The sequence below is a fragment of the Bradyrhizobium sp. BLXBL-01 genome (assembly GCF_051853025.1).
Taxonomy (GTDB): domain Bacteria; phylum Pseudomonadota; class Alphaproteobacteria; order Rhizobiales; family Xanthobacteraceae; genus Bradyrhizobium.
Genome location: NZ_CP182471.1, coordinates 6836720 through 6857743, shown reverse-complemented (window position 1 = coordinate 6857743; position 21024 = coordinate 6836720). Strand labels below are relative to the sequence as shown.

The window sequence follows — 21024 nt, the reverse complement described above, 5'->3', positions numbered from 1 at the left end:
ATGGCCGTCCTGCCATCGTCAGCGAAAGGATCAGGCACATGAACTACCAGCCCCGCGGCATCAGCACCCTCCAGGGTCCGTCCTCGTATCAGGACGAGGTCAAGGCGGCTCAGGCGCTCCTCGAGACCCAGCCGACCTGGAATGGCGTGTCGGCCGAGGCCGTCGCGCGCATGCGCCTGCAGAACCGTTTCAAGACCGGCCTCGACATCGCCCGCTACACCGCGGCCGTGATGCGTGCCGACATGGCCGCCTATGACAAGGATCCGACCAAGTACACGCAGTCGCTGGGCTGCTGGCACGGCTTCATCGCCCAGCAGAAGCTGATCTCGGTCAAGAAGCACTTCGGCGGCAAGACCGACCGCACCTATCTGTATCTCTCGGGCTGGATGATCGCGGCGCTGCGCTCCGAGTTCGGTCCGCTGCCCGACCAGTCGATGCACGAGAAGACCTCGGTGCCGGCGCTGATCGAGGAGCTCTACACCTTCCTGCGGCAGGCCGATTCGCGCGAGCTCAACGACATCTTCCGTCTGCTCGACAAGGCGCGCAAGGAAGGGGACAAGGCCCGCGAGAAGGAGCTGATCGAGAAGATCGACAACTTCCAGACCCACGTCGTCCCCGTCATCGCCGACATCGATGCCGGCTTCGGCAACGCCGAGGCGACCTATCTGCTTGCCAAGAAGATGATCGAGGCGGGTGCCTGCGCGCTGCAGATCGAGAACCAGGTCTCCGACGAGAAGCAGTGCGGTCACCAGGACGGCAAGGTCACCGTGCCGCATGACGTCTTCCTGGCGAAGATCCGCGCCTGCCGCCACGCCTTCCTCGAGCTCGGCGTCGAAGACGGCATCGTCGTGACCCGCACCGACTCGCTCGGCGCCGGCCTGACGCAGCAGATCGCGGTCAGCCACAAGCCCGGCGACATCGGCGACCAGTACAACAGCTTCCTCGATTGCGAGGAAATCACCGCGGAGAACGCCAAGAACGGCGACGTCATCATCAACCGCAACGGCAAGTTGATGCGCCCGAAGCGGCTGCCCTCCAACCTCTACCAGTTCCGCCCCGGCACCGGTGCAGACCGCTGCGTGCTCGATTGCATCACCTCGCTGCAGAACGGCGCCGACCTGCTCTGGATCGAGACCGAGAAGCCGCATATCGAGCAGATCGCGAGCATGGTCGACCGCATCCGCAAGGTCGTGCCGAATGCCAAGCTCGCCTATAACAACTCGCCGTCGTTCAACTGGACGCTCAACTTCCGTTGGCAGGTCTACGACGCGATGAAGGAAGCGGGCCAGGACGTCAGCAAGTACAACCGTGCCGAGCTGATGAAGGCGGAGTACGACGACACGCCGCTGGCGAAGGAAGCCGACGAGCGCATCCGCACCTTCCAGGCGGATTCGGCCAAGCGCGCCGGCATCTTCCACCACCTGATCACGCTGCCGACCTATCACACGGCGGCGCTCTCGACCGACAATCTCGCCCGCGAGTATTTCGGCGAGCAGGGCATGCTCGGCTACGTCAAGAACGTCCAGCGCGCCGAGATCCGTCAGGGCATCGCCTGCGTGAAGCACCAGAACATGGCTGGCTCCGACATCGGTGACGACCACAAGGAGTACTTCGCGGGCGAAGCTGCCCTGAAGGCGGGCGGCGCCCACAACACGATGAACCAGTTCGGCTAACGGCGGATCGGACCGGTCTGGAAGCCAGCTTGGAGTCCAGGCCGGTCACGCACCTCAACAGGAGACTGACAATGACCAAAGGCAGCAATTTCTGGGTGATCGGCGGCGAGTTCGGCTCGATGAACTTCCACAAGCTCGTCGAAGGCTCGGCCCAGGTCAAAGGTCCGTTCAAGACCCGCAAGGAAGCCGAGGACTGCTGGCGCGAGGTATCGGAAGAGAGCCGCCACAAGGCCGGCGTCCGCTTCTCGATCGTTGAAGAGCCGCAGCGCGCCCCGGCAGCCTGATCGGCAGCTGCCGAGCTGAAACAATCTGAAACAAGAAGACGTCCAAGGACGGATGGTCCCATCCAGGCCTCAAGCCTGGGTGGGATCGTCTGCTTTTGGCACAGGCGAAACGGCTGTGGGCGCCGTAAGTCTCTGGAATTGTGGGCCTTTGCGGAGGGTTTGGTTGCTGATAGGTTAATCGGGATAAAGTCGAGGACGAGGCCGACAATGTCAGAGCCCGAGACCAGCGGGACCCATCCCGGCCAGCCGCGCCCGGTGCGGCTGCGCGATGCGCTGCTGCGCGCGCGGATCGAGGCGGCCGACCGGACCGGCGTCGTCGTCGATCTGCGCGACGCCGAGGTGGCGCGGCTCGAGATCCTCAACGACGCGCTCGATCCCCTGTTCGCGCAGGTGCCCGATCAGATCGACCTGTTCGACCGCGGCATCAGCCAGGGCGATACGCCGCGGCTCTGGATCGACGTCGTCGCCCACATCGTGATGGGCCGCGACAAGCGGATGTACCGATTCGTCCAGGACACCCGCTTCGGCCGCATCGTGCTCGCCGAATCGCACGACACCGCAATGATCGTCGAGGCCGTCACCGACTATGTCGCGCGCCGCATGATCGAGCGCGAGCGTGCGATGGTGATCGCGCCCGAACCGCAGGCCCCGGCCGCCGCGCCGCCGCGCCGCTCGCGCCTCTGGCCGTTCGTGTTCGGCTTCGTGCTCGGCGCTGCCGCGTTGTTCGGGCTCGCAGTGCTCGCGGTCTTGCGGAACTGGTGAGGCTCTCTCCGCCGTCATTCCGGGGCATGCGCAGCATGAGCCCGGAATCCATCGGGCAGCAGCGCATGGCGATGAATGGATTCCGGGCTCGCGCTTCGCGCGCCCCGGAGTGACGGAGACCTCAAATCAACCGCACATGCTTGATCTGCCCGATCTGAAATCCAGCCCCGAGGCTTCGCACCGTCTGCTCGCAGCGCCAGCCGGCATTGTCCTTCTCGATGGTGAACAGATTGTACGCCGCCGCGGGATAGCGTCCGTGCGCGAGCGCGGAGGCCGAGGGCACGCCGAGCGCGGGAATGTTGCCGTTCGGACCCTCGAACCACATCGTCGAATGAATGTGATCGTGCCCGTGCAGGACCAGCTCGACGCCGTGGCGCTTCAACAGCGCCAGCAGCTCCGGCGCGTCGGTCATCCGCTTCGCCCGCGCGCTGGATTTCAGCGGATGATGCACCAGCAGCACGCGGAAGACGTCTTCCGCCGCGAGCCGCTTGAGCACCTCCGCAAGCGCAGCGAGCTGATCGCGCCCGAGCGTGCCGGTCGCCATCAGCGGCAGGGTCGGCACCGCCGTGGACAGGCTGATCAACGCCAGCGGCCCGCGCCGGCGCACCGCGGGGAAGGCTGCACCGCCGGGTGTGTCCGCGGCGATGTAGTGCAGGAACGTCTCGCCGAAGCGATGCCGCGTCGCGCTGACATAGGCGTCGTGATTGCCGGGAATCGCGGTCACGCGGTCGGGCGGGCCGACGCTTTCGAGCCAGGCCAGCGCCGGCGCGAACTCCGCCTCCAGCGCCAGGTTGACGAGATCGCCCGTCACTGCGATGTGGTCGGGCGCCTGCGCCTTCATGTCGGCAACGAGCGCATCGAGCACCTCGCGGCGCTGGTACTTGTGGCGGTTGCGGGTCCAGTTGACATAGCCGAGCGCGCGCTTGCCCGCGAGCTCGATCAGCCGCGGCTTCGGCATAGGCGCCAGATGCGGATCGGACAGATGGGCCAGCGTGAAGGGAGTCATGGCGCGCGAATGCCTCGCTATTGCTCCGCTGTAATGGCAAGGTCGCGCGCGTCGCGCAAGCAGGGCCCGAGCAGGGGCGTCGAGGAAGCCTGATGGGAGAACGTCTGAACCGAGCCCGACGGAAAGCCGAGCCGCTGCTGCGGCGGGTCTTCCACGTCTATTTCCTGCTCGTCCGCGGCATGACGCTGGGCGTGCGCGCCGTGGTGCTGGATGCCGACAATCGCGTCTTCCTGGTCAGGCACAGCTACGTCAGCGGCTGGTATTTGCCTGGCGGCGGCGTCGATTTCGGCGAGACCATGGAAGAGGCGCTGCGGCGCGAGCTCAAGGAGGAGGGCGACATCGACCTGACCGGCGAGGCGATCCTGCACGGCGTCTTCCTCAACAGCCACGTCTCCCGCCGCGACCACGTCGCGGTCTACGTGGTCAGGCAGTTCAGGCAGGATCGCGTCCCTGAGCCCAACCGCGAGATCGTCGAATGCGGGTTCTTCGACAATGCCGCGTTGCCCGAGGGCACCACGCCCGGCACGCGGCTGCGGATCGCCGAGGTGCTCGGTGGCAAGCCGTTGATTGCGACGTGGCGCTGAGGGCGGCCTGTGCTAGTAACCCGCTTGACGCGCGCCACGGAAGACCGGATGAAAATTGCCAAGCTCGCCTTCGGCCTGATCTGTATTGCGATCCTCGCCAGCAACATCGTCACGATGTCACGCTGGAGCGAGGCACGCGGGGTCTATGACGACATCTGCTATCTCCGCCAGGCGCATCTGTTCCAGCGCCTCGGCATCGGTGGGCTCAACACCAATGCCCACCTGGACTACGACCAGTATTTCGAAGGCAAGCTGAAGCAGATCGCGTTCGCCGAATGGCAGGACCCGCTGCGCTGGCCGTGCCACAACCCGATGCCGAGCGGCAAGGTCGTGATGCAATATCCGCCGGGCACCGGCTTCCTGCTGGCGCTGTTTCCCGAAGGCAACCAGGTGGTGCCGCTGTACATCGCCGCGAGCCTGATTGTCTGCGGCCTCGCGCTGACGGGCATTGCCATGGCACGCACGCTGCCTGCCATCGTCGGCGCCGGCCTGTTCGGCGCGCTTGCCGTCTATCTCATGATCAACCCGGCCAAGGCGAGCTATTCGATCGCGCCGACCATGGCGCTCTGCGCGGTCGCGGGATTCCTGACCGCGTTGTGGCTGACCAGGGAGAAACGCAGCGTGCTGCTGATTGCGCTGGTCGGCCTCCTGCTCGGTGCCTCCGTCAATTTCAGATTGCCGAATGCGCTGCTCGCGGCCGGCTATGCCATCTATCTGGCCCTTGCGTTCCTGCGAACACGGACGCTGTCAGGCTTCGCGCAGGGGCTCGGCTTCGGCGTCGCTGTCCTCGCCGGCATGGCCCCGACCCTGGTTGCGCAGGCCATCAATGCCGGCAGCCCGCTGGCCACGACCTATGGCAGCGCCGACGTGGTCGCGCCGGCCTTCGACCTTGCCGTGCTCGGCCATTATCTGCGCGACATGCAATTCGTGCTGATCGTGCTGGCGATCGGCACCACGGCCTTTCTGTTGCGGGTAGGCGAGGGCAGCGTGCGGCAGGTGGCGCTCGTCGCCGCCGCCAATCTCGTCGTCAACCTCGGCTTCTTCCTGAGCCATCCGATCTTCACGCCCTACTACATCGTGCCGATTGCGATGCTCTCGCTGTGGAGTGTCGCGTTCGCATGGCTGATGCAGCCGGAGCAGGCACGGCAGGCCACGCCGCTCGGGCGCGAGCCGACAAGCCTCGGAGTGCCGTCGCGATGACCTCAGCGCAGTTTCGCATCGCCGTGCTGGTGCCCTGCTACAACGAGGAGGCCGCGGTCGCGACCGTCGTGGCCGATTTCCGCAAAGCGCTGCCCTCGGCGCAGATCTACGTCTACGACAACAATTCGCGCGACCGGACCGCCGAGGTCGCGCGCGAAGCCGGCGCGATCGTGCGCAGCGAGCGCCGGCAGGGCAAGGGCCACGTCGTGCGCCGCATGTTCGCGGACGTCGAGGCCGACGTCTATGTGCTGGTCGACGGCGATGCGACCTACGATGCGCCGAGCGCGCCGCGCATGATCGACAGGCTGCTCGACGATCATCTCGACATGGTGGTCGGCCTGCGTGTCGATCAGGTCCAGGCCGCCTATCGGCTCGGCCATCGCACCGGCAACCGCATGCTGACCGGCTTTTTGTCCTCGACCTTCGGCCACGCTTTCAAGGACATCCTGTCCGGCTACCGGGTGTTCTCGCGCCGCTTCGTCAAATCCTTCCCCGTCCTCTCCGACGGTTTCGAGATCGAGACCGAGCTTGCGGTCTATGCGCTGGAATTGTCGCTGCCGGTCGCCGAGGTCGAGACGCCCTATTACGCGCGCCCCGAAGGCTCGTTCTCCAAGCTCAACACCTGGCGCGACGGCTTTCGCATCCTCGGCACCATGCTGAAGCTCTACCGTTCCGAACGGCCGTTGCGCTTCTTCACGGTGATCGGAATCCTGCTGGCGCTGGCCTCGATCATCCTCGCGATCCCGATCGTGATCACTTTCATCGAAACCGGGCTCGTGCCGCGCCTGCCTACCGCGGTGCTGTCGATGGGCCTGATGATCATGGCCCTGCTGTCGGTGTCATCAGGGCTCGTGCTCGACACGGTGACGCGAGGGCGGCGGGAGATGAAGATGCTGACCTATTTGTCCCAGCCGGCGTCGAACCGGGACGCAGGCTGAGGCAGGCCTGCAGCTCGCTCCGCTGGGGAGAGGCCAGGCCCGGCACCGATGGCGCCCATGGACCTCCGCAGGCGCAAGTGCTACTCCGCGAATTGACATGAACGATCTCTCACTGACCATCCTTCCCGAAGCCGCCGGCGACGCCCAGGCCATCGAGCGGCTGCACGAACGCACCTTCGGCCCCGGCCGCTTCGTGCTGAGCGCCTACCGGATCCGCGAGCACGTCGACCATCTGCTCGATCTGTCCTTTACCGCCCGCATCGGCACGCTCCTGGTCGGCTCCGTCCGGCAATTGCCGATCCTGATCGGCGACACGCCGGCGCTGCTGCTCGGGCCGCTCACCGTCGAGCCGCCGTTCCGCGACCGCGGCATCGGCCGTCAGTTGATGGAGCGCGCGGTGAAGGACGCCAAGGCGAAAGGTCACCGCCTGGTGCTGCTGGTCGGCGACGAGGCCTATTACAGCCGCGTCGGCTTCAAGCCGGTGCCGAAGGGCCGCGTCACCATGCCAGGTCCCGTCGATGCCGCCCGCATCCTGGTGTTCGAGCTCGTCGACGGCGCCTTCGAGGGCGTGTCGGGCGCGGTCGGCCCCGACTGGAGCAAGGCGCGGAAGTAGGAGTGGCGCGTAGCCCGGATAAAGCGCAGCGCAATCCGGGAAGGTCTCCCCGCGACGCGAGACCCCGGATTACACAGGCTCAGCGAAGCAATCCAGAATCTTTCTGCGGTGGCAGTCTGGATTGCTTCGTCGCAAGGGCTCCTCGCAATGACGGTGTTTGTCGTCACCTAGAACTTGAAATTCGCGAACGCCCGCACGCCGATGCCGGGCATCAAGACCTCGTCCTTGGTGTAGGACACATGGTTGCGAATGTTCTCGTTGAGGAGATTGTTGCCGACGATGCCGGCCATCATCTCGCGCGCGCCGAACCAGTTGCGGTCGAGCTTGGTCTTGTAGCTGACCTCGGCCTTCAAGAGATTGTAGCCCGCCGTAGGCGTCTCCGCGATCACGGCGACGTTGTTCTGCGCGAAGGCGTGCAACAGGTTGACGCGCATCAGCCAATTGTCGTCGCGCCAGAACACGCCGCCGCCCATGCGCACCGGCGGAATCCGCGGCACGTTGGTGCCGTCGGAGAAGGTGGCGCGGACCACGTCGAGCTGGTTCTCGATGCCCCAGATGCCGCCCTGGAACGCGCCGATGTCCAGCTGCGACTGGAATTCGCCGCCACGGAAGTTCGCATTGCGTTGCGAGTAGACCGCCTGGTTCAGCTCGGCCCCCGGCGTGCCGCAGGACGCAAAATCGTCGTCGCAGCTCACGCCGGTGAGGCGGCGATAGATGAAATTGTCGAAATGCGTGTAGTAGACCGTCGCCTCGAACCGGAACGGCCCCGTCGCCCTGCGGACGCCGAGCTCGATCGATTTCGCGGTCTCGATCGTGAGGTTCGGATTGCCGATGTCGAAAGTCGCGGTCGCATCATGGCCACCGCGGGAGAACAGCTCGGCTGCCTTCGGCGCGCGCTCGACATATTGCGCGGTGATGCTGCCGACCATTCCGCCCGGCAAATCCTGCAGCAGCCCGATGCTGCCGCTCTTCGGCGTGAAGGACGGGTTGCGCGCGATCGCCGCCTGCGGCGTGCCGTCGGGCAGGTAATCCGCCGGGAAGTTCGGCGTCGTGCCGTGCAGCTCGACATGCTCGATCCGGCCGGCGATCTGCGCCCGCGTCGCTTCCGAGAACTTGAACTCGTTGAAGGCGTAAGCCGCGACGCGCGTGTTGGTGTTGGGATCCCACAGCCCGTTGAACAGCGTGCCGGGATTGTCGGGGCTCGGCGCGCTCAATTCCTGGTGCCCGACCTGGAAGCCCAGCGCCGTCGTCACTTCGGCGAAGCGCGCGTTGAACGGCATCAGCTGCACCTCGGTGCGGATCTCCTGCTCCTTGTTGGTGAAGGTTTGCCGGATGCCGTCGCTGTTGAGGTCGGCGGGATCGGCAAGGCCAATCTCGTTGTGCCGGTAGTCGGTCGCGCCGGCCCAGAACCGGATCGTATCGATCGCAGCCGCGTCGGGGCGGTACTCGCCCTTGACGTTGATCTTGGTCTGGTGAGCGTCAATCCGCGTCTTGTGGTCGGCGCCGTCGATGCCGGGGATGTGGTAGAGCGAATCGTTCTGCGTGATCGATGCGCCGATATAGCCGCCCTGGAAGAAGTACGAGCCGCCGATCGATGCGCCGTCCGAGCGCGTCGCCGAGTTCGGCTGGCGGCCGTTCACGGGGCGCGACTGGTCGGTCAGATAGGGATAGCTCGGGATGTAATAGTCCGAGGTGGCGCGGCCATAGGCGTCGGCATGGAAGGCAAAATTGCCGCCGCCGGCGTCGAGCAGCACGCCGCTCTCGATGCCGCGGTCGACCGAAGAGAACGCGGTGCGCGTCTCCGCGGTGACGCAGGGCGACGTCGCAGCGTTCGCGAGCGGGGCCTTAGTCGGCAGGCCGTAGGCCTGGAACGACGGCGCGCAGGAGGGCAGCGCGTCCGGAATCCGGTTGTTGGTGGCGCTGACCACGCCGCCGATCGAGGTCGAGCCGTAGCGCAGCGCCGCCGGCCCGCGCACCACCTCGACCTGGTTGGTCGCGAGCGGATCGATCGGGACGAAATGATCCTCGCCGAGGTCGGAGGCGCCGCCGCCATTGGTGCCGTTCTCGACGATGCCGACGCGGTTGACGTCGAGACCCCTGATGATCGGCCGGCTGGAGGCGCCGGGCGCGAAGCTCGATCCGGTGATCCCGGGCTTGGAGAACAGGAGATCGCCGAGCTGGCCGCCGCCCTCGCGGCGGATCTCCTCGTTCGGCACCACGGTGACGGTGGCGAACTGGTTGGTCACGACAGGTAAAACGCCCTGCTGGGGCGCGGCGGGCACGGGCGCTGCCGGCGCCGCTTCCGCCGTCTGCTCGCGGCTGCGCACCCGCGCGGTCCGCGTGCCGCGGCCTGCGCTGCGCGACGGCACCGCTCGACGCACGATCGGGCTCGGCGCCGTCACGGTGACGGCGGGGATCTCGGTCGACGATTTGTCCTGTGCCGGCTGTTGCGCCGAGTCTTGGGCGAACGCAGCTGTAGCGGCGGCGCCGAGCAGGAGCAGGCTTGCTCCGCCAAGGCGCTGCGCGCGTCGCAATTGAAATGACATGGTCCTGATTCCACCCAGGCGCCGTCCGGATGATGCTCTGCTGATCGGAGGCGGCCTGCCGTCGCTATGCGACGGAATTCGACTTCAACTTCTCCCAGGCACTTGCCGATGCACGGCGAGGCTGGGCGTGATCAAGCGTTGGAGATCAGGAAACAGGAGGGGCGCGCGGCTGGAACGCCGTGCCGGCCGATGTCAGATGAGCGAACTCGGCGTCGAGGGTGCGCTGGAGCAGCTCGATCGCCTGCGGCAGCAACAGCACGGGCGGCGTCGCCGACACGATTGTGCCCGCCATCGCGATGATGGCGCAGATGGCACAATTATCTTCGCCCGAATGCTCGCGGTCAGGGCCGGCCGGCGACTGCTTCTGCACCGCGGCGCGGTCGATCGCAGCAACGCCCTTGGTGCTGTCGGTCTGCTCGGCTGAGGATTGAGCAAGCGGCGCGGCCTGCGCAAACCAATGGCTGTGGCCGAATGTCAGCGCGAGCTGCACCAGCATCGCGAACAACGCGAGCCGGGCGCCGTGCCTGCTATTCGACCGGAACCACTTCATCTGGAAACGCCACCCCCACACCGGAGCGTCAATCCCAGGACGCCGCGATGTTATAGTATAACATCGCCCGATCGGTTCACCGATGTCAACGGCAGCCGGGATCGGCGCATGCAGGCCGCCCAGCCGATGTGTCGTTCGGGCAACTAGCGTCCCTCGCGGACCCACGTCGCCGCAAACGCGCCGAGCAGCAGCAGAAGACCGATCAGGCCGGAGAAGATCGGCAGCACGCCGACGCCCTTGACCACGCTGGCGTCGCGCATCCGCACGCCCATCCAGCCGTCGCCGTGGAACATGCCGACCGAGCGAACCGGCAGGATGCGCGGCAGCTCGACGCTCGAGCCAGCGGCCACACGCACGGCATCGCCGCCCGTCGCCTGTGTCAGCGGCTTCAACGTATCGACCGTGGAGGTGACTTCCGAAAACTCCTTCGGATTGGTCGGGCCGACATTGATCAGCGCCTTCAGCGTGCCGTCGGTGGCCTGCCACAGGCCGAGCTCGTTGGCCGGCAGGCTGGCGCGCCACTCGCCGGGATCGCCGGGCGAGAGCGTCAGATCCTGCGACACGCCCGACGGCGAGGTCACGCTGACAGGCTGGACGCTGTCCGCCATGGTCTGGCGCACCACGACGAGGTCCTTGCCCTGCACCTGGAGGCGCAGCGCTTCTTCGTCGAGATCAGGCTGCTTCATCAGCCAGTGCGACATCCGCCGGAGCAGGTCGAGATGCGGGCCGCCGCCCTCATAGCCGCGCGCCCACAGCCAGATGTGGTCGGACAGCAGGAGCGCGACGCGGCCCTCGCCGAAGCGCGACAGGAACAGCAGCGGCTTGCCGTCGACGCCGGTCATGACGGGCGGGTTGACCGCGTTGCGGGTGTCGACGGTGCGGAAGAACCGGCTCCAGCGCGGCGGCTCGCTGGCGGAGCCTTCCAGCCCGCGCGTGACGGGATGACGTTTGCCGATGTCGGACAGATGCGCATAGAACGGCTTCTCGGTGACGCCGACGGGCTCGGCCGGCAGCACCGAATCCAGCGGCGTGCGCCAGATGCTGCTGTTCGAGGCATAGTCGGGGCCGGCCGAGACCAGCACAGCGCCGCCTGCGCGCACATAACGCGCCATGTTCTCGAAATAAGGGATCGGCAGCACGCCCTGGCGGGCGTAGCGGTCGAAGATGATCAGCTGGAATTCGTTGATCTTCTGCTGGAACAGCTCGCGGGTCGGAAATGCGATCAACGACAATTCGTTGATCGGCGTGCCGTCCTGCTTCTCCGGCGGGCGCAGAATGGTGAAATGGACGAGGTCGACGCTGGCGTCGGACTTGAGCAGATTGCGCCAGGTGCGCTCGCCCGAATGCGGCTCGCCCGAGACTAGGAGCACGCGCAGCTTGTCGCGCACGCCGTCGATGGCCACCACGGCGCGGTTGTTCACCGGCGTCAATTCGCGCTCGAGCGGCGAAGCCTCGATCTCGACGATGTTCGGCCCGGCATGCTTGATGTCGACGTCGACGCTCGCGGCCTGACCGCTCGACAGCGTGCGCTCGTTGATGACCTCGCCGTCGCGGCGGACCGTGACCCTGGCACGCTCGCCGGAAACGCCCTGGTCGTCGAGGCGGTAGGAGATGGTCTGGGTCTGCCCGACGATGCCGAAGCGCGGTGCGGCGGTGATCGCGATGCGGCGGTCGCGCTCGTCCTTCTGGCCGGTGACCAGCGCGTGCACCGGCGCCTGGAAGCCGAGCGCGGCTGTGTTCGCCGGAATATCGTGGACGCGGCCGTCGGTGATCAGGAACGCGCCGGCGACGCGGTCGACCGGGACGTCCGCCAAGGCCGAGGCCAGTGCCCCGAACAGTTTCGTGCCGTCGGTCTCGCCGTCGGCCTGTCCGGCGTCGACGACGCGGACCTCGAGGCCCTTGATCTTCTTCAGGCTGTCGACCAGCGCCTCCTGCGCTTGCGCAGCTTCGCGAGTGCGGTTGCCGAAGTTCTGGCTCGGGCTCTTGTCGACGACGATGGCGGCGACCGAGGTGAGCGGATCACGGTCCTCGCGCGTGAAGGAGGGATTCGCGAGCGCCAGCAGGAACAGCGCCAGCGCGGCCACGCGCACCGCAGCGCCGCGCGCGCGCGCCAGCAGCAGCACAAGCGCAATGACGACGATCGCGGCGAGCGCGAGCCACAGCACGATCGAGGGAACAAGCGGTGTGAACGCGATGCCGTAATTCATGTCGATCCTATTGCCCCAGCCGTTCGATCAGCGCCGGCGCGTGCACCTGGTCGGCCTTGTAGTTGCCGGTCAGCGTGTACATCACGATGTTGGCGCCGGCGCGGTAGGCGAATTCGCGCTGGCGGGGGTCGCCGCCGGTCACCGGCAGCATGGCCTGTCCGTCGGGCCGCACCGCCCAGGCGCCGGCCAGGTCGTTCGAGGTGATGATGATCGGCGAGACGCCGTCGCCGCCGCGCGCCGGCCGCTGCGCGCTCTCATCGTCCTCTTCGCGCGGCAACGTCTCGACCCAGGTCTGGCCGGCCGTGAAGCGGCCCGGGAAGTCGCGCAGCAGGTAGAAGGTCTTGGTCAGCACGTGCTCGCGCGGCACCGGCTCGAGCTCGGGCACATCGAGCGAGGACAGGATCTCGCGCAGCGTCTGCATGGCCGGGGTCTGCGCCGCGCCGTTCGCGCCGGGCGGTGCCTCGATCGCGTCGCGGGTGTCGAACAGCACGGTGCCGCCCTGCTTCATGTAGGCGTCGATCCTGTTGATGGCGTCCTGTGGCGGCTTCGGCGCGCCCGGCACGATCGGCCAGTAGATCAGCGGGAAGAAGGCGAGCTCGTCGCGCGCGGGATCGACGCCGACGGGATCGCCGGCCTCGAGCGCAGTGCGCTGGGCCAGGAACAGCGTCAGCCCGTTCATCCCGGCCTTAACGATGGAATCGACGTCGGCATTGCCTGTCACGACATAGGCGAGGCGAGTCTGCGATACCGACTTCATCGCGAACTCGTCCGTGACGCCGTCGGCGCGCGACGGCGCCGGCGAGAGCGCCGCGAATCCCGCGAGCAGGGCGAGCACGATCGTCGCGGGCGCGGCGCGACGGCGCAGCAGCGCGGCAATCCCGCCGCCGAGCACCGCGACGATGATGGCGTCGATCAGGAACAGCGCGAGCGCCGTCGACAGCAGCCAGCCGCGCAGGTCGCGCGGCTCGGCATTGGTGTAGGTGGCGTGCCGGGCGCGCAGGCTCGCGGTGTTCAGTGCGGCGATGCGGTCGGCGCTGGCAAGCGTGTTCACGGCGAGCGGTCCTTCTGCCGGACCGTAGAAGCCGGGCGGATGATCTGATGTGGCGCGGTCGCGATAGTCCGCGGGCAGCGGCTTGGCAGTCGCGGGCGGCGGACCGAACGCGCCAAATCCGTCGAGGATGTGCAGCGGCGCCACCGTCTCAGTGGTCGCTTCGCTGGCAACGCCGGCGCCGGGCTTCGCCGTATAGCCGGACATGTCGACGACCCGCCGCAGCATTTCGACGAAGGTGCCCGACATCGGCAGATCCGACCAGCGCATGTCGGCGCTGACGTGGAACAGGCTGACGAGGCCCTTGCCGCGATGCTCGCCGGTGACGAGCGGCGTGCCGTCTTCCAGCGAGGCCCAGCTCTTGGTGGCGAGCACGGCGTCGGGCTCGGCCAGCACCTGGCGGCTCACGGTGACGTCCTTGGGGACCGCGACGCCGGCAAACGGGCCGTCGCCCGCGAAAGAGGCGAGATGCTGCGGCTTCTCCCAGGTCAGGCTGCCGCCGAGCGTGCGGCCGCCCTTGCGCAGCTTGACCGGCACGAGGTCGTCCTCCGCCTGTGCCAGCCGGGGCCCAGCGAACCGCACCAGCACGCCGCCCTGGTCGACCCAGGCATTGAGGCGTTCGCGCAGCTCGGGGGCGATGGTGCCGACATCGGCGAGGATGATCATCGGCAGCTTCTGGTCCAGAAACTGCGTGATGCCCTGCTGCGGCGAGCCCTTGTCGGCGAGCCTGACGTCGGCGAACGGGGCCAGCGCGCGGGTGAGATAGAAGGTCGGCGCCAGCAGCGGCTGCGCGGTCTCGCTGGTCGCGCCCGAGACGATGCCGATGGCGCGGCGGCGCCAGCGCTTGTCGAGCAGCTGCACCGCGCCGGCCGAGCGTTCGCCGGAGATCTCGAGCCGCGTGATGTCGTTGCGCAGCTCGACCGGCAGGTCGAACGCCGCTTCGGTTTCCTTGTCCTGCGGACCGAACGAATAACGCGCTTCGCCGATCGGGGATGCCTTCTGGTCCAGCGCGCGCACCGTGCCGACCGCAATCCCGCCATCGGTGCGCAGCACCTTCACCGTCATCTTCGCCGCGGCGTTCTCCGCGGCGACCAGGGCCAGCGGCGAGGAGGCGCCGCCTTCGAACACGGTCAGGCTGCGGTCGCCGATGGTCTTGCCGAGGCCGGCCACGAAGTCCTCGCCGCGGCCGGTGTCGACGCCGTCGGAGAGCCAGGCGATCTCGCAGTCGCCGGTGACCTTGAGGAAACGGTCGACCGCGGCCAGCGTCTCGACGCGGTCGATCGAATAGGGCTTTGGCGCGAGTTGCCGCAGCGCGACGCGCGCCGCCCCTGCCGGCATCAGGGTGATGTCGCGGTTCGGCTCCGAGAGCGGCACCAGCGCGATGCCACGGCCGTCATTGTCGGCATTGGCGATCAGCTCGTCCGCGGTCCTGATCCTGACGTCCCAGTGCGATGCGGCGCTCCAGCCGTCGTCGAACATGATCATCAGCGGCGCCTTGCTGCCGGCGAGGCCCGTTTGCGGATTCCAGATCGGGCCGGCGGCGGCGAAGATCACCAGCGCGGCGGCGAGCAGGCGGAGGGCGGTCAGCCACCACGGCGTCCGCGAGGGCGTCTCTTCCCGCGGCGTGATGTCGAACAACAGCCGCGTCGGTGGAAACTCGATGCGGCGCGGCCGCGGCGGCATCACGCGCAGCAGCCACCACAGCACGGGCAGGCTGATCAGGCCGATCAGGAGCAGCGGTTGCGTGAAGGCGAGCGGCAATCCCATCATGCGGCCGGCCCCGCCTTGATCGTCGTGGTGCGTGCGCCCGACTTGCTCACCTGCATGCCGGCATGCAGGAACAGCAAGAGCTCGGCGGCGGAGCGGTCGGTGGCGTGCGTCGTGAACAGCCAGTCGAGCTTGCCCGTCTCGGCGCGGATCTGGTCGCGGTGCAGCGCGAGGCGCGCGGTGTAGTCCTGCGCCCAGCTCTCGGCGCGGCCGGCGGTGATCACGCCAAAGCCTTCCGGCTCGACGAACTCGACGCGGCCGGAATAGGGAAACGATTCCTCGGCGGGATCGACCACCTGCACCATCGTGCCGTGGGCGCCCGAGCCGGAGAGGCCGGCGAGCGTCGTGCTGATCTCGGAGATCGGCGACCAGAAATCCGACAGCACGATGATCTCGGCCAGCGCGGCCGGAACGAAGGACGGCGGCAGGCTGAGGCGGTCGGCATCGTCATGCAGCATCGCCTGCGCCATCTTGTCGATGACGCTGCGGCTTGCGGTCGGTGGCATCAGTCCGGGAATGCCGACGCGCTCGCCGCCGGCGACGAGCAGCTCGGCCAGCGCGAAGGCAACGATCAGCGTCCGCTCCAGCTTGGACTCGCGCGCGGTCTTGGAGGCGAACGCCATCGAGGGCGAGCGGTCCGGCCAGATCCAGACCGTGTGCGAGGCTTCCCATTCCAGCTCGCGCACATAGAGATGGTCGTCGCGCGCCGAGCGGCGCCAGTCGACGTTCTGTGCCGGTTCACCCGAGACGAAGCGGCGGTACTGCCAGAAATTTTCGCCGGAGCCGGCGCGGCGCCGTCCATGCAGGCCGTGGATGACGTTGGCGGCGATGCGGCGGGCCTCGAGCACCAGGCGCGGCAACGAAGCGGCGAGCGTGCGGCTTTCGCCATCGGCACGTCGGATCGCCAGTATCTCCTTCGCTGCCCGCCCGTTCTCTGCTGCCATCAACCGATCCGTGTCTTCAATTGCCGGATCACGTCCGGAATCGTGCGGCCTTCGGCGCGCGCCTGGAACGTCAGCGCCATGCGGTGCTTCAGCACGGGCTCGGCAAGGTCGAGCACGTCGTCGATCGAGGGCGCGAGGCGCCCGTCGATCAGCGCCCGCGCGCGCACCGCCAGCATCAGCGATTGGCTGGCGCGCGGGCCGGGGCCCCAGGCAATGAACTTGCCGGCTTCGCCGGCGTCCGGACCCGGGCGGGCCGAGCGCACCAGCGACAGGATCGCCTCCACCACGGAATCGCCGACCGGCAGGCGCCGGATCAGGCGCTGCGCGGTGATCAGCGCATCGGGCGTCATCGCGCCCTTGGCCAGCGTCTCCTCCGCGCCCGTGGTTTCGAACAGGATGCGGCGCTCGGCATCGCGGTCGGGATAGTCGACGTCGATCTCCATCAGGAAGCGGTCGAGCTGCGCTTCGGGCAACGGATAGGTGCCTTCCTGTTCCAGCGGGTTTTGCGTCGCGAGCACGTGGAAAGGTTTCGGCAGATCATGGCGCGCACCGGCAACGGTGATGTGCTGCTCCTGCATCGCCTGCAGCAGCGCCGATTGCGTGCGCGGGCTCGCGCGGTTGATCTCGTCGGCCATCAGGAGCTGCGCGAACACGGGACCGGCAATGAAGCGGAAGGCGCGCCTTCCCGCGGTGCTCTCGTCCAGCACTTCGGCGCCGAGAATGTCCGAGGGCATCAGATCGGGCGTGAACTGGATGCGCTTGGCGTCGAGACCGAGCGTGACGCCGAGCGTCTCCACCAGCTTGGTCTTGGCAAGGCCCGGCACGCCGATCAGGAGCGCATGGCCACCGGAGAGGATGGTGACCAGCGTGTTCTCGATCACGCGATCCTGACCGAAGATGACGGAGGCGATCGCGTCCTTGGCCGCGCGAACCTGGCTCGACACCTGCTCGGCCGAACGGACGATCCCGTCCTCGAGTTTCTCGACACTCTCCGCCATTCGCTTGCTCCTTCAGCCTGCCACGCGGCTTGCTTGCATCGTGAGCCTGTCGCGTCAGGTCATCACGCCAGATCATGGGCCCATGCTAGACTTGCAGGAAGGCCATGTATTCGTTGAATTAACCTATCCCCACCTTATCGGCTTCGGGGTATGTACGGCATCACGAAGTGGCGACCTCCACACCGGACTAATCCGGGTGGAACCGAGCGCCAATCGACAACGTAGACCTGCACCAATCGTGCCAAATGACAAAGTCAGGGCAAACCATGGCGAACCAAGGGCAGAGCGCCGATCGCGGTCTTGAAGGGCTGACTGCCGCCGCCAAAAGCGCTGCCAATGCCGAAGGCGCCAAAAAGGGCCTCCCTCCGGTGCATCTGTGGAATCCGCCGTTTTGCGGCGATCTCGACATCCGAATCGCCTCCGATGGTACTTGGTTCTATCTGGGGACGCCAATCGGGCGTCTTGCCTTGGTGCGGCTGTTCTCGACCATTCTCAAGCGCGAGGGCGACAAGCATTTCCTGGTCACGCCAGTGGAGAAGGTCGGCATCCGCGTCGATGATGCGCCATTCATGGCGGTCGAGATGCAGAAGGACGGCGAGGACAGCCATCGCGTGCTGCGCTTCCGCACCAATGTCGACGACTGGGTCACCTGCGATGCCGCGCACAGGCTGCGCTTCGAGCAGGCGGCGGACGGCGGACTGACGCCGTACTTGCATGTTCGCGCCGACCTCTGGGCCAAAGTCACGCGCGCGCTCTATTACGATCTGGTTGACATGGGCGAGGAGCGGATGGTCGATGGCCTGCCGATGTTCGGTGTCGAGTCGGCCGGCGAATTCTTCGCCATGGCCGACGCAGAGCAGGTGAGGGCGGCGCTTTGAACTTGAACAACCTTATCCTGACGAACGAGCCCGTCGCGCTTGGCGCTGCGGATTTCTTCGCCCGCTCCCGGGCGAGGCTCGGCTTCGACGTGCCGCCCGGCCTCTACGATCCCAACATCATCCCCGCCTCGGGCGATCCCGGCACCGACAAGATGCTCGAGATCATCGCGCGCGAGCAGCCGGTGCGCCCGGCAGCGGTCCTGATCGCGGTGGTCGACCATCCCGAGCCGACCATCCTGCTGACGCAGCGCTCGGCGCATCTCAACGACCATGCCGGCCAGATCGCGTTTCCCGGCGGCAAGATCGACGCCACCGATGCCTCGCCGCTGGATGCGGCGCTGCGCGAGGCCGAAGAGGAGGTCGGGCTGTCACGCGACTTCGTCGAGCCGCTCGGCTATCTCGATCTCTACGGCACCGCCTTCGGCTTCCGCATCCTGCCGACGGTCGCGAAGGTCAGGCCGGGCTTTTCGCTCAGCATCAACCATTCCGAGGTTGATGATGCGTTCGAGGTGCCGCTATCCTTCCTGATGAATCCGGTGAACCACCAGGTGCACAGCAAGGAATTCCGCGGCACGCCGCGATCCTATTACGCGATGCCGTTTGCGGAACGCTACATCTGGGGTGCGACGGCCGGAATGCTGCGTGTGCTGTATGAGCGGATCTATTCATCATGATCCGGACGGTTCTGACCGAGATCGGAATCTTCCTCATCCCGTTTGCCGTCTATGCGCTGTTCCTCGCCGCCACGCGCTCCGGCCTGTTCGCGCGCTCGTCCTGGCCGGTCGCGATCGTCGCGCGCCTTGCGCTGGCGGCGATCGTGCTGGTCATCGCCGGCCTGATCGGGCTTGCGCATTTCTCCGGCGCGCCGCCGGATTCGACCTACGTCCCCGCCCATATCGAGAACGGCAAGCTCGTGCCGGGCGTGGAAAAATAGGGGCCGGCCCATGAGCGCGGAGCCTTTACTCGCCGATGCGCCCTGGCTGACCGCAGGCGGGACCGCGCGCGTCCTGGCGCTGCTCGGCACCGATGGCGAGGAGGCGCGGGTGGTCGGCGGCGCCGTGCGCAACGCGCTGCTCGGTCTTGCGCCTGGCGACATCGACATCGCGACCACGGCGCTGCCGGACGAAGTGCTACGGCGTGCCAAGGCTGCCGGCATCAAGAGCGTGCCGACCGGCATCGACCACGGCACCGTCACGCTGGTGATCGACGCCCACCCCTATGAAGTCACGACGCTGCGCGAGGACACCGAGACCTTCGGCCGCAAGGCCAAGGTCGCGTTCGGCCGCGACTGGGTGAAGGATGCCGAGCGGCGCGACTTCACCATGAACGGCCTGTCGGTCGATGCGCGCGGCGTCGTCTACGATTATGTCGGCGGCATCAACGACGCCAAAGCGCGGCGCGTGCGCTTCATCGGCGATCCCGACCAGCGCATCGCCGAGGATTATCTGCGCATTCTGCGCTTCTTCCGCATCCACGCCGCCTTCGGCGCCGGCGAGCCCGACCGCGACGGCTATCTCGCCTGCATCCGGGGACGCGCGGGCCTGGCGAACCTGTCGGCCGAGCGGGTGCGCATGGAGATGCTCAAGCTGCTGCTGGCCGGCGGCGCCTCCGCGGCGGCGCTCGCCATGGCCGAGGGCGGATTGCTGCAAACGCTGATCGGCGGCGTCGTCTATACGGGCCCCCTGGAGGCGATGATCGCGATCGAGCGCGAGCTCGGCCTCAGCCCCAGCAGCACGCGGCGCCTCGCCGCGCTCTCGGTCGCCGTCACCGAAGACGCCAAGCGCCTCGCCTTGCGCCTGCGGCTCTCCAATGCCGAGGCCAAGGCGCTGGATTCGATGGGGCACCGCTGGTGGCGCTTCGCCACCAAGGACGAAGCCAAGGCACGGCGCTTGCTGTACCGGCTCGGGCCCGAGCGCTATCACGATCGCGTATTGCTGGGCTGGGCCCGCGCCGCCGCTGACGTGCAGTCGCCGCGCTGGCGCGCGCTCGCCGAGTTGCCGCAGCGCTGGACTGCGCCGAAATTTCCGCTGAAGGCCGCCGACTTCATTGCGCGCGGTCTCGCCGAAGGACCCGCGCTCGGACATGTGTTGACGCTCGCCGAGGACGCTTGGCTCGCGGCGGATTTCCCATTAGAGCAAGCCGCACTCGCTGCCATCGCCGATCAAGCTGTCGCCCGCGTCACGCGCGACCAGAAAGATTGACCATCGTCTCAGGCTTCGCCGATATCTCGCTTCTGCAGCTTCTGCTGGTCGCAGCAATGGCGTTGTTTGCTTCGATCATCGGCGGTCTCGCCGGCTACGGCACCGGCGCGCTGATGCCCTTGGTGCTGGTGCCGATGGTCGGTGCCGAGCCCGTCGTGCCGATCATCGCGATCTCCGCGATGCTGACCAATGCGAGCCGCGCGCTTGCCTATGTCCGCTATGCCGACCGCCGCCGCGTGCTGATCGTGCTGGCCTGCGCCGCGCTGACCACCGCACTCGGCGCCTATGGCTACACCCGCCTCACCAATGCCGGCGCCGCGCTCGTGATCGGCACCATGCTGATCCTGAGCGTGCCGCTGCGCCGCGTGCTCCGCCGCCGCGCAGTGAAGATCGGCGACGCCGGCCTTGCCGCCGGCTCGGTCGGTTACGGCGTCCTGGTCGGCGGCACCTCGGGCTCCGGCGTGATCCTGCTCTCGCTGTTGATGGCCGCAGGGCTCGAAGGCGCCGCCGTGATCGCGACCGATGCGATGATCTCGCTCGGCACAGGCCTCATCAAGATCTCGGTGTTCGGCCTCGCCGGCGCCGTCACCGCGCAGGTGCTCGCCTTGGCGCTGCTGATCGGCGGCATGGCCGTGCCCGGCGCGTTCCTCGCAAAGGCCTTCGTCGAACGGATGCCGGTGCAGATTCACACGGCGATCCTCGATGCCGCCGTGATCACCGGCGGGCTGGTGATGATCTCGGCAGCGGCGAGGCAGCTCTTGGCGTAGACGACGCCGGCTGAAATGGCGTTCTTGGCGTCTTAGGAGCAATTGACGTCGCGACAAT

At 67.3% G+C, this 21024-nt stretch carries 19 protein-coding genes; 12 read left to right on the top strand and 7 right to left on the bottom strand.

Annotated features, from left to right (window positions below):
• Positions 1-38: 38 nt before the first annotated feature.
• From ACNJYA_RS31820 to ACNJYA_RS31810, 3 genes are all read left to right on the top strand, one after another.
• Positions 39-1673, top strand: coding sequence for an isocitrate lyase (locus ACNJYA_RS31820; RefSeq protein ID WP_172785887.1), 1635 nt, complete (start codon positions 39-41; stop codon positions 1671-1673).
• Between the two features lie 71 nt (positions 1674-1744).
• Complete coding sequence (locus ACNJYA_RS31815) at positions 1745-1957, top strand: DUF4170 domain-containing protein (RefSeq protein ID WP_024341447.1); 213 nt, start codon at positions 1745-1747, stop codon at positions 1955-1957.
• 207 nt (positions 1958-2164) lie between these two features.
• Positions 2165-2719 carry a hypothetical protein gene (locus ACNJYA_RS31810; protein ID WP_212259041.1) on the top strand — a complete coding sequence of 185 codons (555 nt, stop codon included), beginning with the start codon at positions 2165-2167 and terminating at the stop codon, positions 2717-2719.
• 121 nt (positions 2720-2840) lie between these two features.
• On the opposite strand, the gene ACNJYA_RS31805 is transcribed toward ACNJYA_RS31810, so the two are convergent.
• Positions 2841-3725: a metallophosphoesterase family protein gene (locus ACNJYA_RS31805; RefSeq protein ID WP_439364355.1), complete on the bottom strand. Its 885-nt coding sequence runs from the start codon at positions 3723-3725 to the stop codon at positions 2841-2843.
• 92 nt (positions 3726-3817) lie between these two features.
• Between ACNJYA_RS31805 and ACNJYA_RS31800 the strand changes: the two genes are divergently transcribed.
• From ACNJYA_RS31800 to ACNJYA_RS31785, 4 genes are all read left to right on the top strand, one after another.
• Complete coding sequence (locus ACNJYA_RS31800; protein ID WP_172785889.1) at positions 3818-4309, top strand: NUDIX domain-containing protein; 492 nt, start codon at positions 3818-3820, stop codon at positions 4307-4309.
• A gap of 48 nt (positions 4310-4357) precedes the next feature.
• Positions 4358-5509: a hypothetical protein gene (locus tag ACNJYA_RS31795; RefSeq protein WP_439364354.1), complete on the top strand. Its 1152-nt coding sequence runs from the start codon at positions 4358-4360 to the stop codon at positions 5507-5509.
• Positions 5506-6447 carry a glycosyltransferase family 2 protein gene (locus tag ACNJYA_RS31790; protein ID WP_439364353.1) on the top strand — a complete coding sequence of 314 codons (942 nt, stop codon included), beginning with the start codon at positions 5506-5508 and terminating at the stop codon, positions 6445-6447. The genes ACNJYA_RS31795 and ACNJYA_RS31790 overlap by 4 nt, the downstream gene beginning before the upstream one ends.
• A 97-nt stretch (positions 6448-6544) precedes the next feature.
• A complete protein-coding gene (locus tag ACNJYA_RS31785) occupies positions 6545-7060 on the top strand; it encodes a GNAT family N-acetyltransferase (protein ID WP_439364352.1) in 516 nt (171 codons plus the stop codon).
• Positions 7061-7227: 167 nt separating this feature from the next.
• Here ACNJYA_RS31785 and ACNJYA_RS31780 read toward each other — a convergent pair whose 3' ends face one another.
• The 6 genes from ACNJYA_RS31780 to ACNJYA_RS31755 all read right to left on the bottom strand — a co-directional run bounded on the left by ACNJYA_RS31780 (position 7228) and on the right by ACNJYA_RS31755 (position 17120).
• Entirely contained in the window at positions 7228-9606 is a 2379-nt protein-coding gene (locus ACNJYA_RS31780) for a TonB-dependent receptor (protein WP_439364351.1), read from the bottom strand.
• Positions 9607-9751: 145 nt separating this feature from the next.
• Positions 9752-10156, bottom strand: coding sequence for a DUF2946 family protein (locus ACNJYA_RS31775; protein WP_439364350.1), 405 nt, complete (start codon positions 10154-10156; stop codon positions 9752-9754).
• A 143-nt stretch (positions 10157-10299) separates the two neighbouring features.
• Positions 10300-12363, bottom strand: a complete 2064-nt coding sequence (locus ACNJYA_RS31770; RefSeq protein ID WP_439364349.1) for a hypothetical protein — start codon at positions 12361-12363, stop codon at positions 10300-10302.
• A gap of 7 nt (positions 12364-12370) precedes the next feature.
• Entirely contained in the window at positions 12371-15181 is a 2811-nt protein-coding gene (locus ACNJYA_RS31765) for a DUF4159 domain-containing protein (RefSeq protein ID WP_439364348.1), read from the bottom strand.
• On the bottom strand, positions 15178-16122 hold the full coding sequence (locus ACNJYA_RS31760) for a DUF58 domain-containing protein (protein WP_439364347.1): 945 nt from the start codon (positions 16120-16122) through the stop codon (positions 15178-15180). Before ACNJYA_RS31760 ends, ACNJYA_RS31765 begins: the two co-directional genes overlap by 4 nt.
• Positions 16122-17120: an AAA family ATPase gene (locus tag ACNJYA_RS31755; RefSeq protein ID WP_025038173.1), complete on the bottom strand. Its 999-nt coding sequence runs from the start codon at positions 17118-17120 to the stop codon at positions 16122-16124. Before ACNJYA_RS31755 ends, ACNJYA_RS31760 begins: the two co-directional genes overlap by 1 nt.
• Positions 17121-17386: 266 nt before the next feature.
• Between ACNJYA_RS31755 and ACNJYA_RS31750 the strand changes: the two genes are divergently transcribed.
• Genes ACNJYA_RS31750 through ACNJYA_RS31730 form a run of 5 tightly spaced genes read left to right on the top strand, consistent with a single transcriptional unit; the run spans position 17387 to position 20966 of the window.
• Positions 17387-17998 (top strand): DUF1285 domain-containing protein, encoded by a 612-nt coding sequence (locus ACNJYA_RS31750; protein ID WP_439364346.1) that lies wholly within the window; start codon positions 17387-17389, stop codon positions 17996-17998.
• Positions 17999-18000: 2 nt separating this feature from the next.
• Complete coding sequence (locus ACNJYA_RS31745) at positions 18001-18672, top strand: CoA pyrophosphatase (protein ID WP_212259048.1); 672 nt, start codon at positions 18001-18003, stop codon at positions 18670-18672.
• Positions 18669-18932: a DUF6111 family protein gene (locus tag ACNJYA_RS31740; RefSeq protein ID WP_172785901.1), complete on the top strand. Its 264-nt coding sequence runs from the start codon at positions 18669-18671 to the stop codon at positions 18930-18932. Before ACNJYA_RS31745 ends, ACNJYA_RS31740 begins: the two co-directional genes overlap by 4 nt.
• Positions 18933-18942: 10 nt before the next feature.
• Positions 18943-20199, top strand: coding sequence for a CCA tRNA nucleotidyltransferase (locus tag ACNJYA_RS31735; protein ID WP_439364345.1), 1257 nt, complete (start codon positions 18943-18945; stop codon positions 20197-20199).
• Positions 20196-20966 carry a TSUP family transporter gene (locus tag ACNJYA_RS31730; protein ID WP_439364344.1) on the top strand — a complete coding sequence of 257 codons (771 nt, stop codon included), beginning with the start codon at positions 20196-20198 and terminating at the stop codon, positions 20964-20966. The genes ACNJYA_RS31735 and ACNJYA_RS31730 overlap by 4 nt, the downstream gene beginning before the upstream one ends.
• The last annotated feature ends 58 nt before the right edge of the window (positions 20967-21024 follow it).

Bases quoted from the DNA above. Each gene is read 5' to 3' on its own strand.
- ACNJYA_RS31820 (WP_172785887.1), top strand. From the start codon at position 39: ATGAACTACCAGCCCCGCGGCATCAGCACCCTCCAGGGTCCGTCCTCG.
- ACNJYA_RS31815 (WP_024341447.1), top strand. From the start codon at position 1,745: ATGACCAAAGGCAGCAATTTCTGGGTGATCGGCGGCGAGTTCGGCTCG.
- ACNJYA_RS31810 (WP_212259041.1), top strand. From the start codon at position 2,165: ATGTCAGAGCCCGAGACCAGCGGGACCCATCCCGGCCAGCCGCGCCCG.
- ACNJYA_RS31805 (WP_439364355.1), bottom strand. From the start codon at position 3,725: ATGACTCCCTTCACGCTGGCCCATCTGTCCGATCCGCATCTGGCGCCT.
- ACNJYA_RS31800 (WP_172785889.1), top strand. From the start codon at position 3,818: ATGGGAGAACGTCTGAACCGAGCCCGACGGAAAGCCGAGCCGCTGCTG.
- ACNJYA_RS31795 (WP_439364354.1), top strand. From the start codon at position 4,358: ATGAAAATTGCCAAGCTCGCCTTCGGCCTGATCTGTATTGCGATCCTC.
- ACNJYA_RS31790 (WP_439364353.1), top strand. From the start codon at position 5,506: ATGACCTCAGCGCAGTTTCGCATCGCCGTGCTGGTGCCCTGCTACAAC.
- ACNJYA_RS31785 (WP_439364352.1), top strand. From the start codon at position 6,545: ATGAACGATCTCTCACTGACCATCCTTCCCGAAGCCGCCGGCGACGCC.
- ACNJYA_RS31780 (WP_439364351.1), bottom strand. From the start codon at position 9,606: ATGTCATTTCAATTGCGACGCGCGCAGCGCCTTGGCGGAGCAAGCCTG.
- ACNJYA_RS31775 (WP_439364350.1), bottom strand. From the start codon at position 10,156: ATGAAGTGGTTCCGGTCGAATAGCAGGCACGGCGCCCGGCTCGCGTTG.
- ACNJYA_RS31770 (WP_439364349.1), bottom strand. From the start codon at position 12,363: ATGAATTACGGCATCGCGTTCACACCGCTTGTTCCCTCGATCGTGCTG.
- ACNJYA_RS31765 (WP_439364348.1), bottom strand. From the start codon at position 15,181: ATGATGGGATTGCCGCTCGCCTTCACGCAACCGCTGCTCCTGATCGGC.
- ACNJYA_RS31760 (WP_439364347.1), bottom strand. From the start codon at position 16,122: ATGGCAGCAGAGAACGGGCGGGCAGCGAAGGAGATACTGGCGATCCGA.
- ACNJYA_RS31755 (WP_025038173.1), bottom strand. From the start codon at position 17,120: ATGGCGGAGAGTGTCGAGAAACTCGAGGACGGGATCGTCCGTTCGGCC.
- ACNJYA_RS31750 (WP_439364346.1), top strand. From the start codon at position 17,387: ATGGCGAACCAAGGGCAGAGCGCCGATCGCGGTCTTGAAGGGCTGACT.
- ACNJYA_RS31740 (WP_172785901.1), top strand. From the start codon at position 18,669: ATGATCCGGACGGTTCTGACCGAGATCGGAATCTTCCTCATCCCGTTT.
- ACNJYA_RS31735 (WP_439364345.1), top strand. From the start codon at position 18,943: ATGAGCGCGGAGCCTTTACTCGCCGATGCGCCCTGGCTGACCGCAGGC.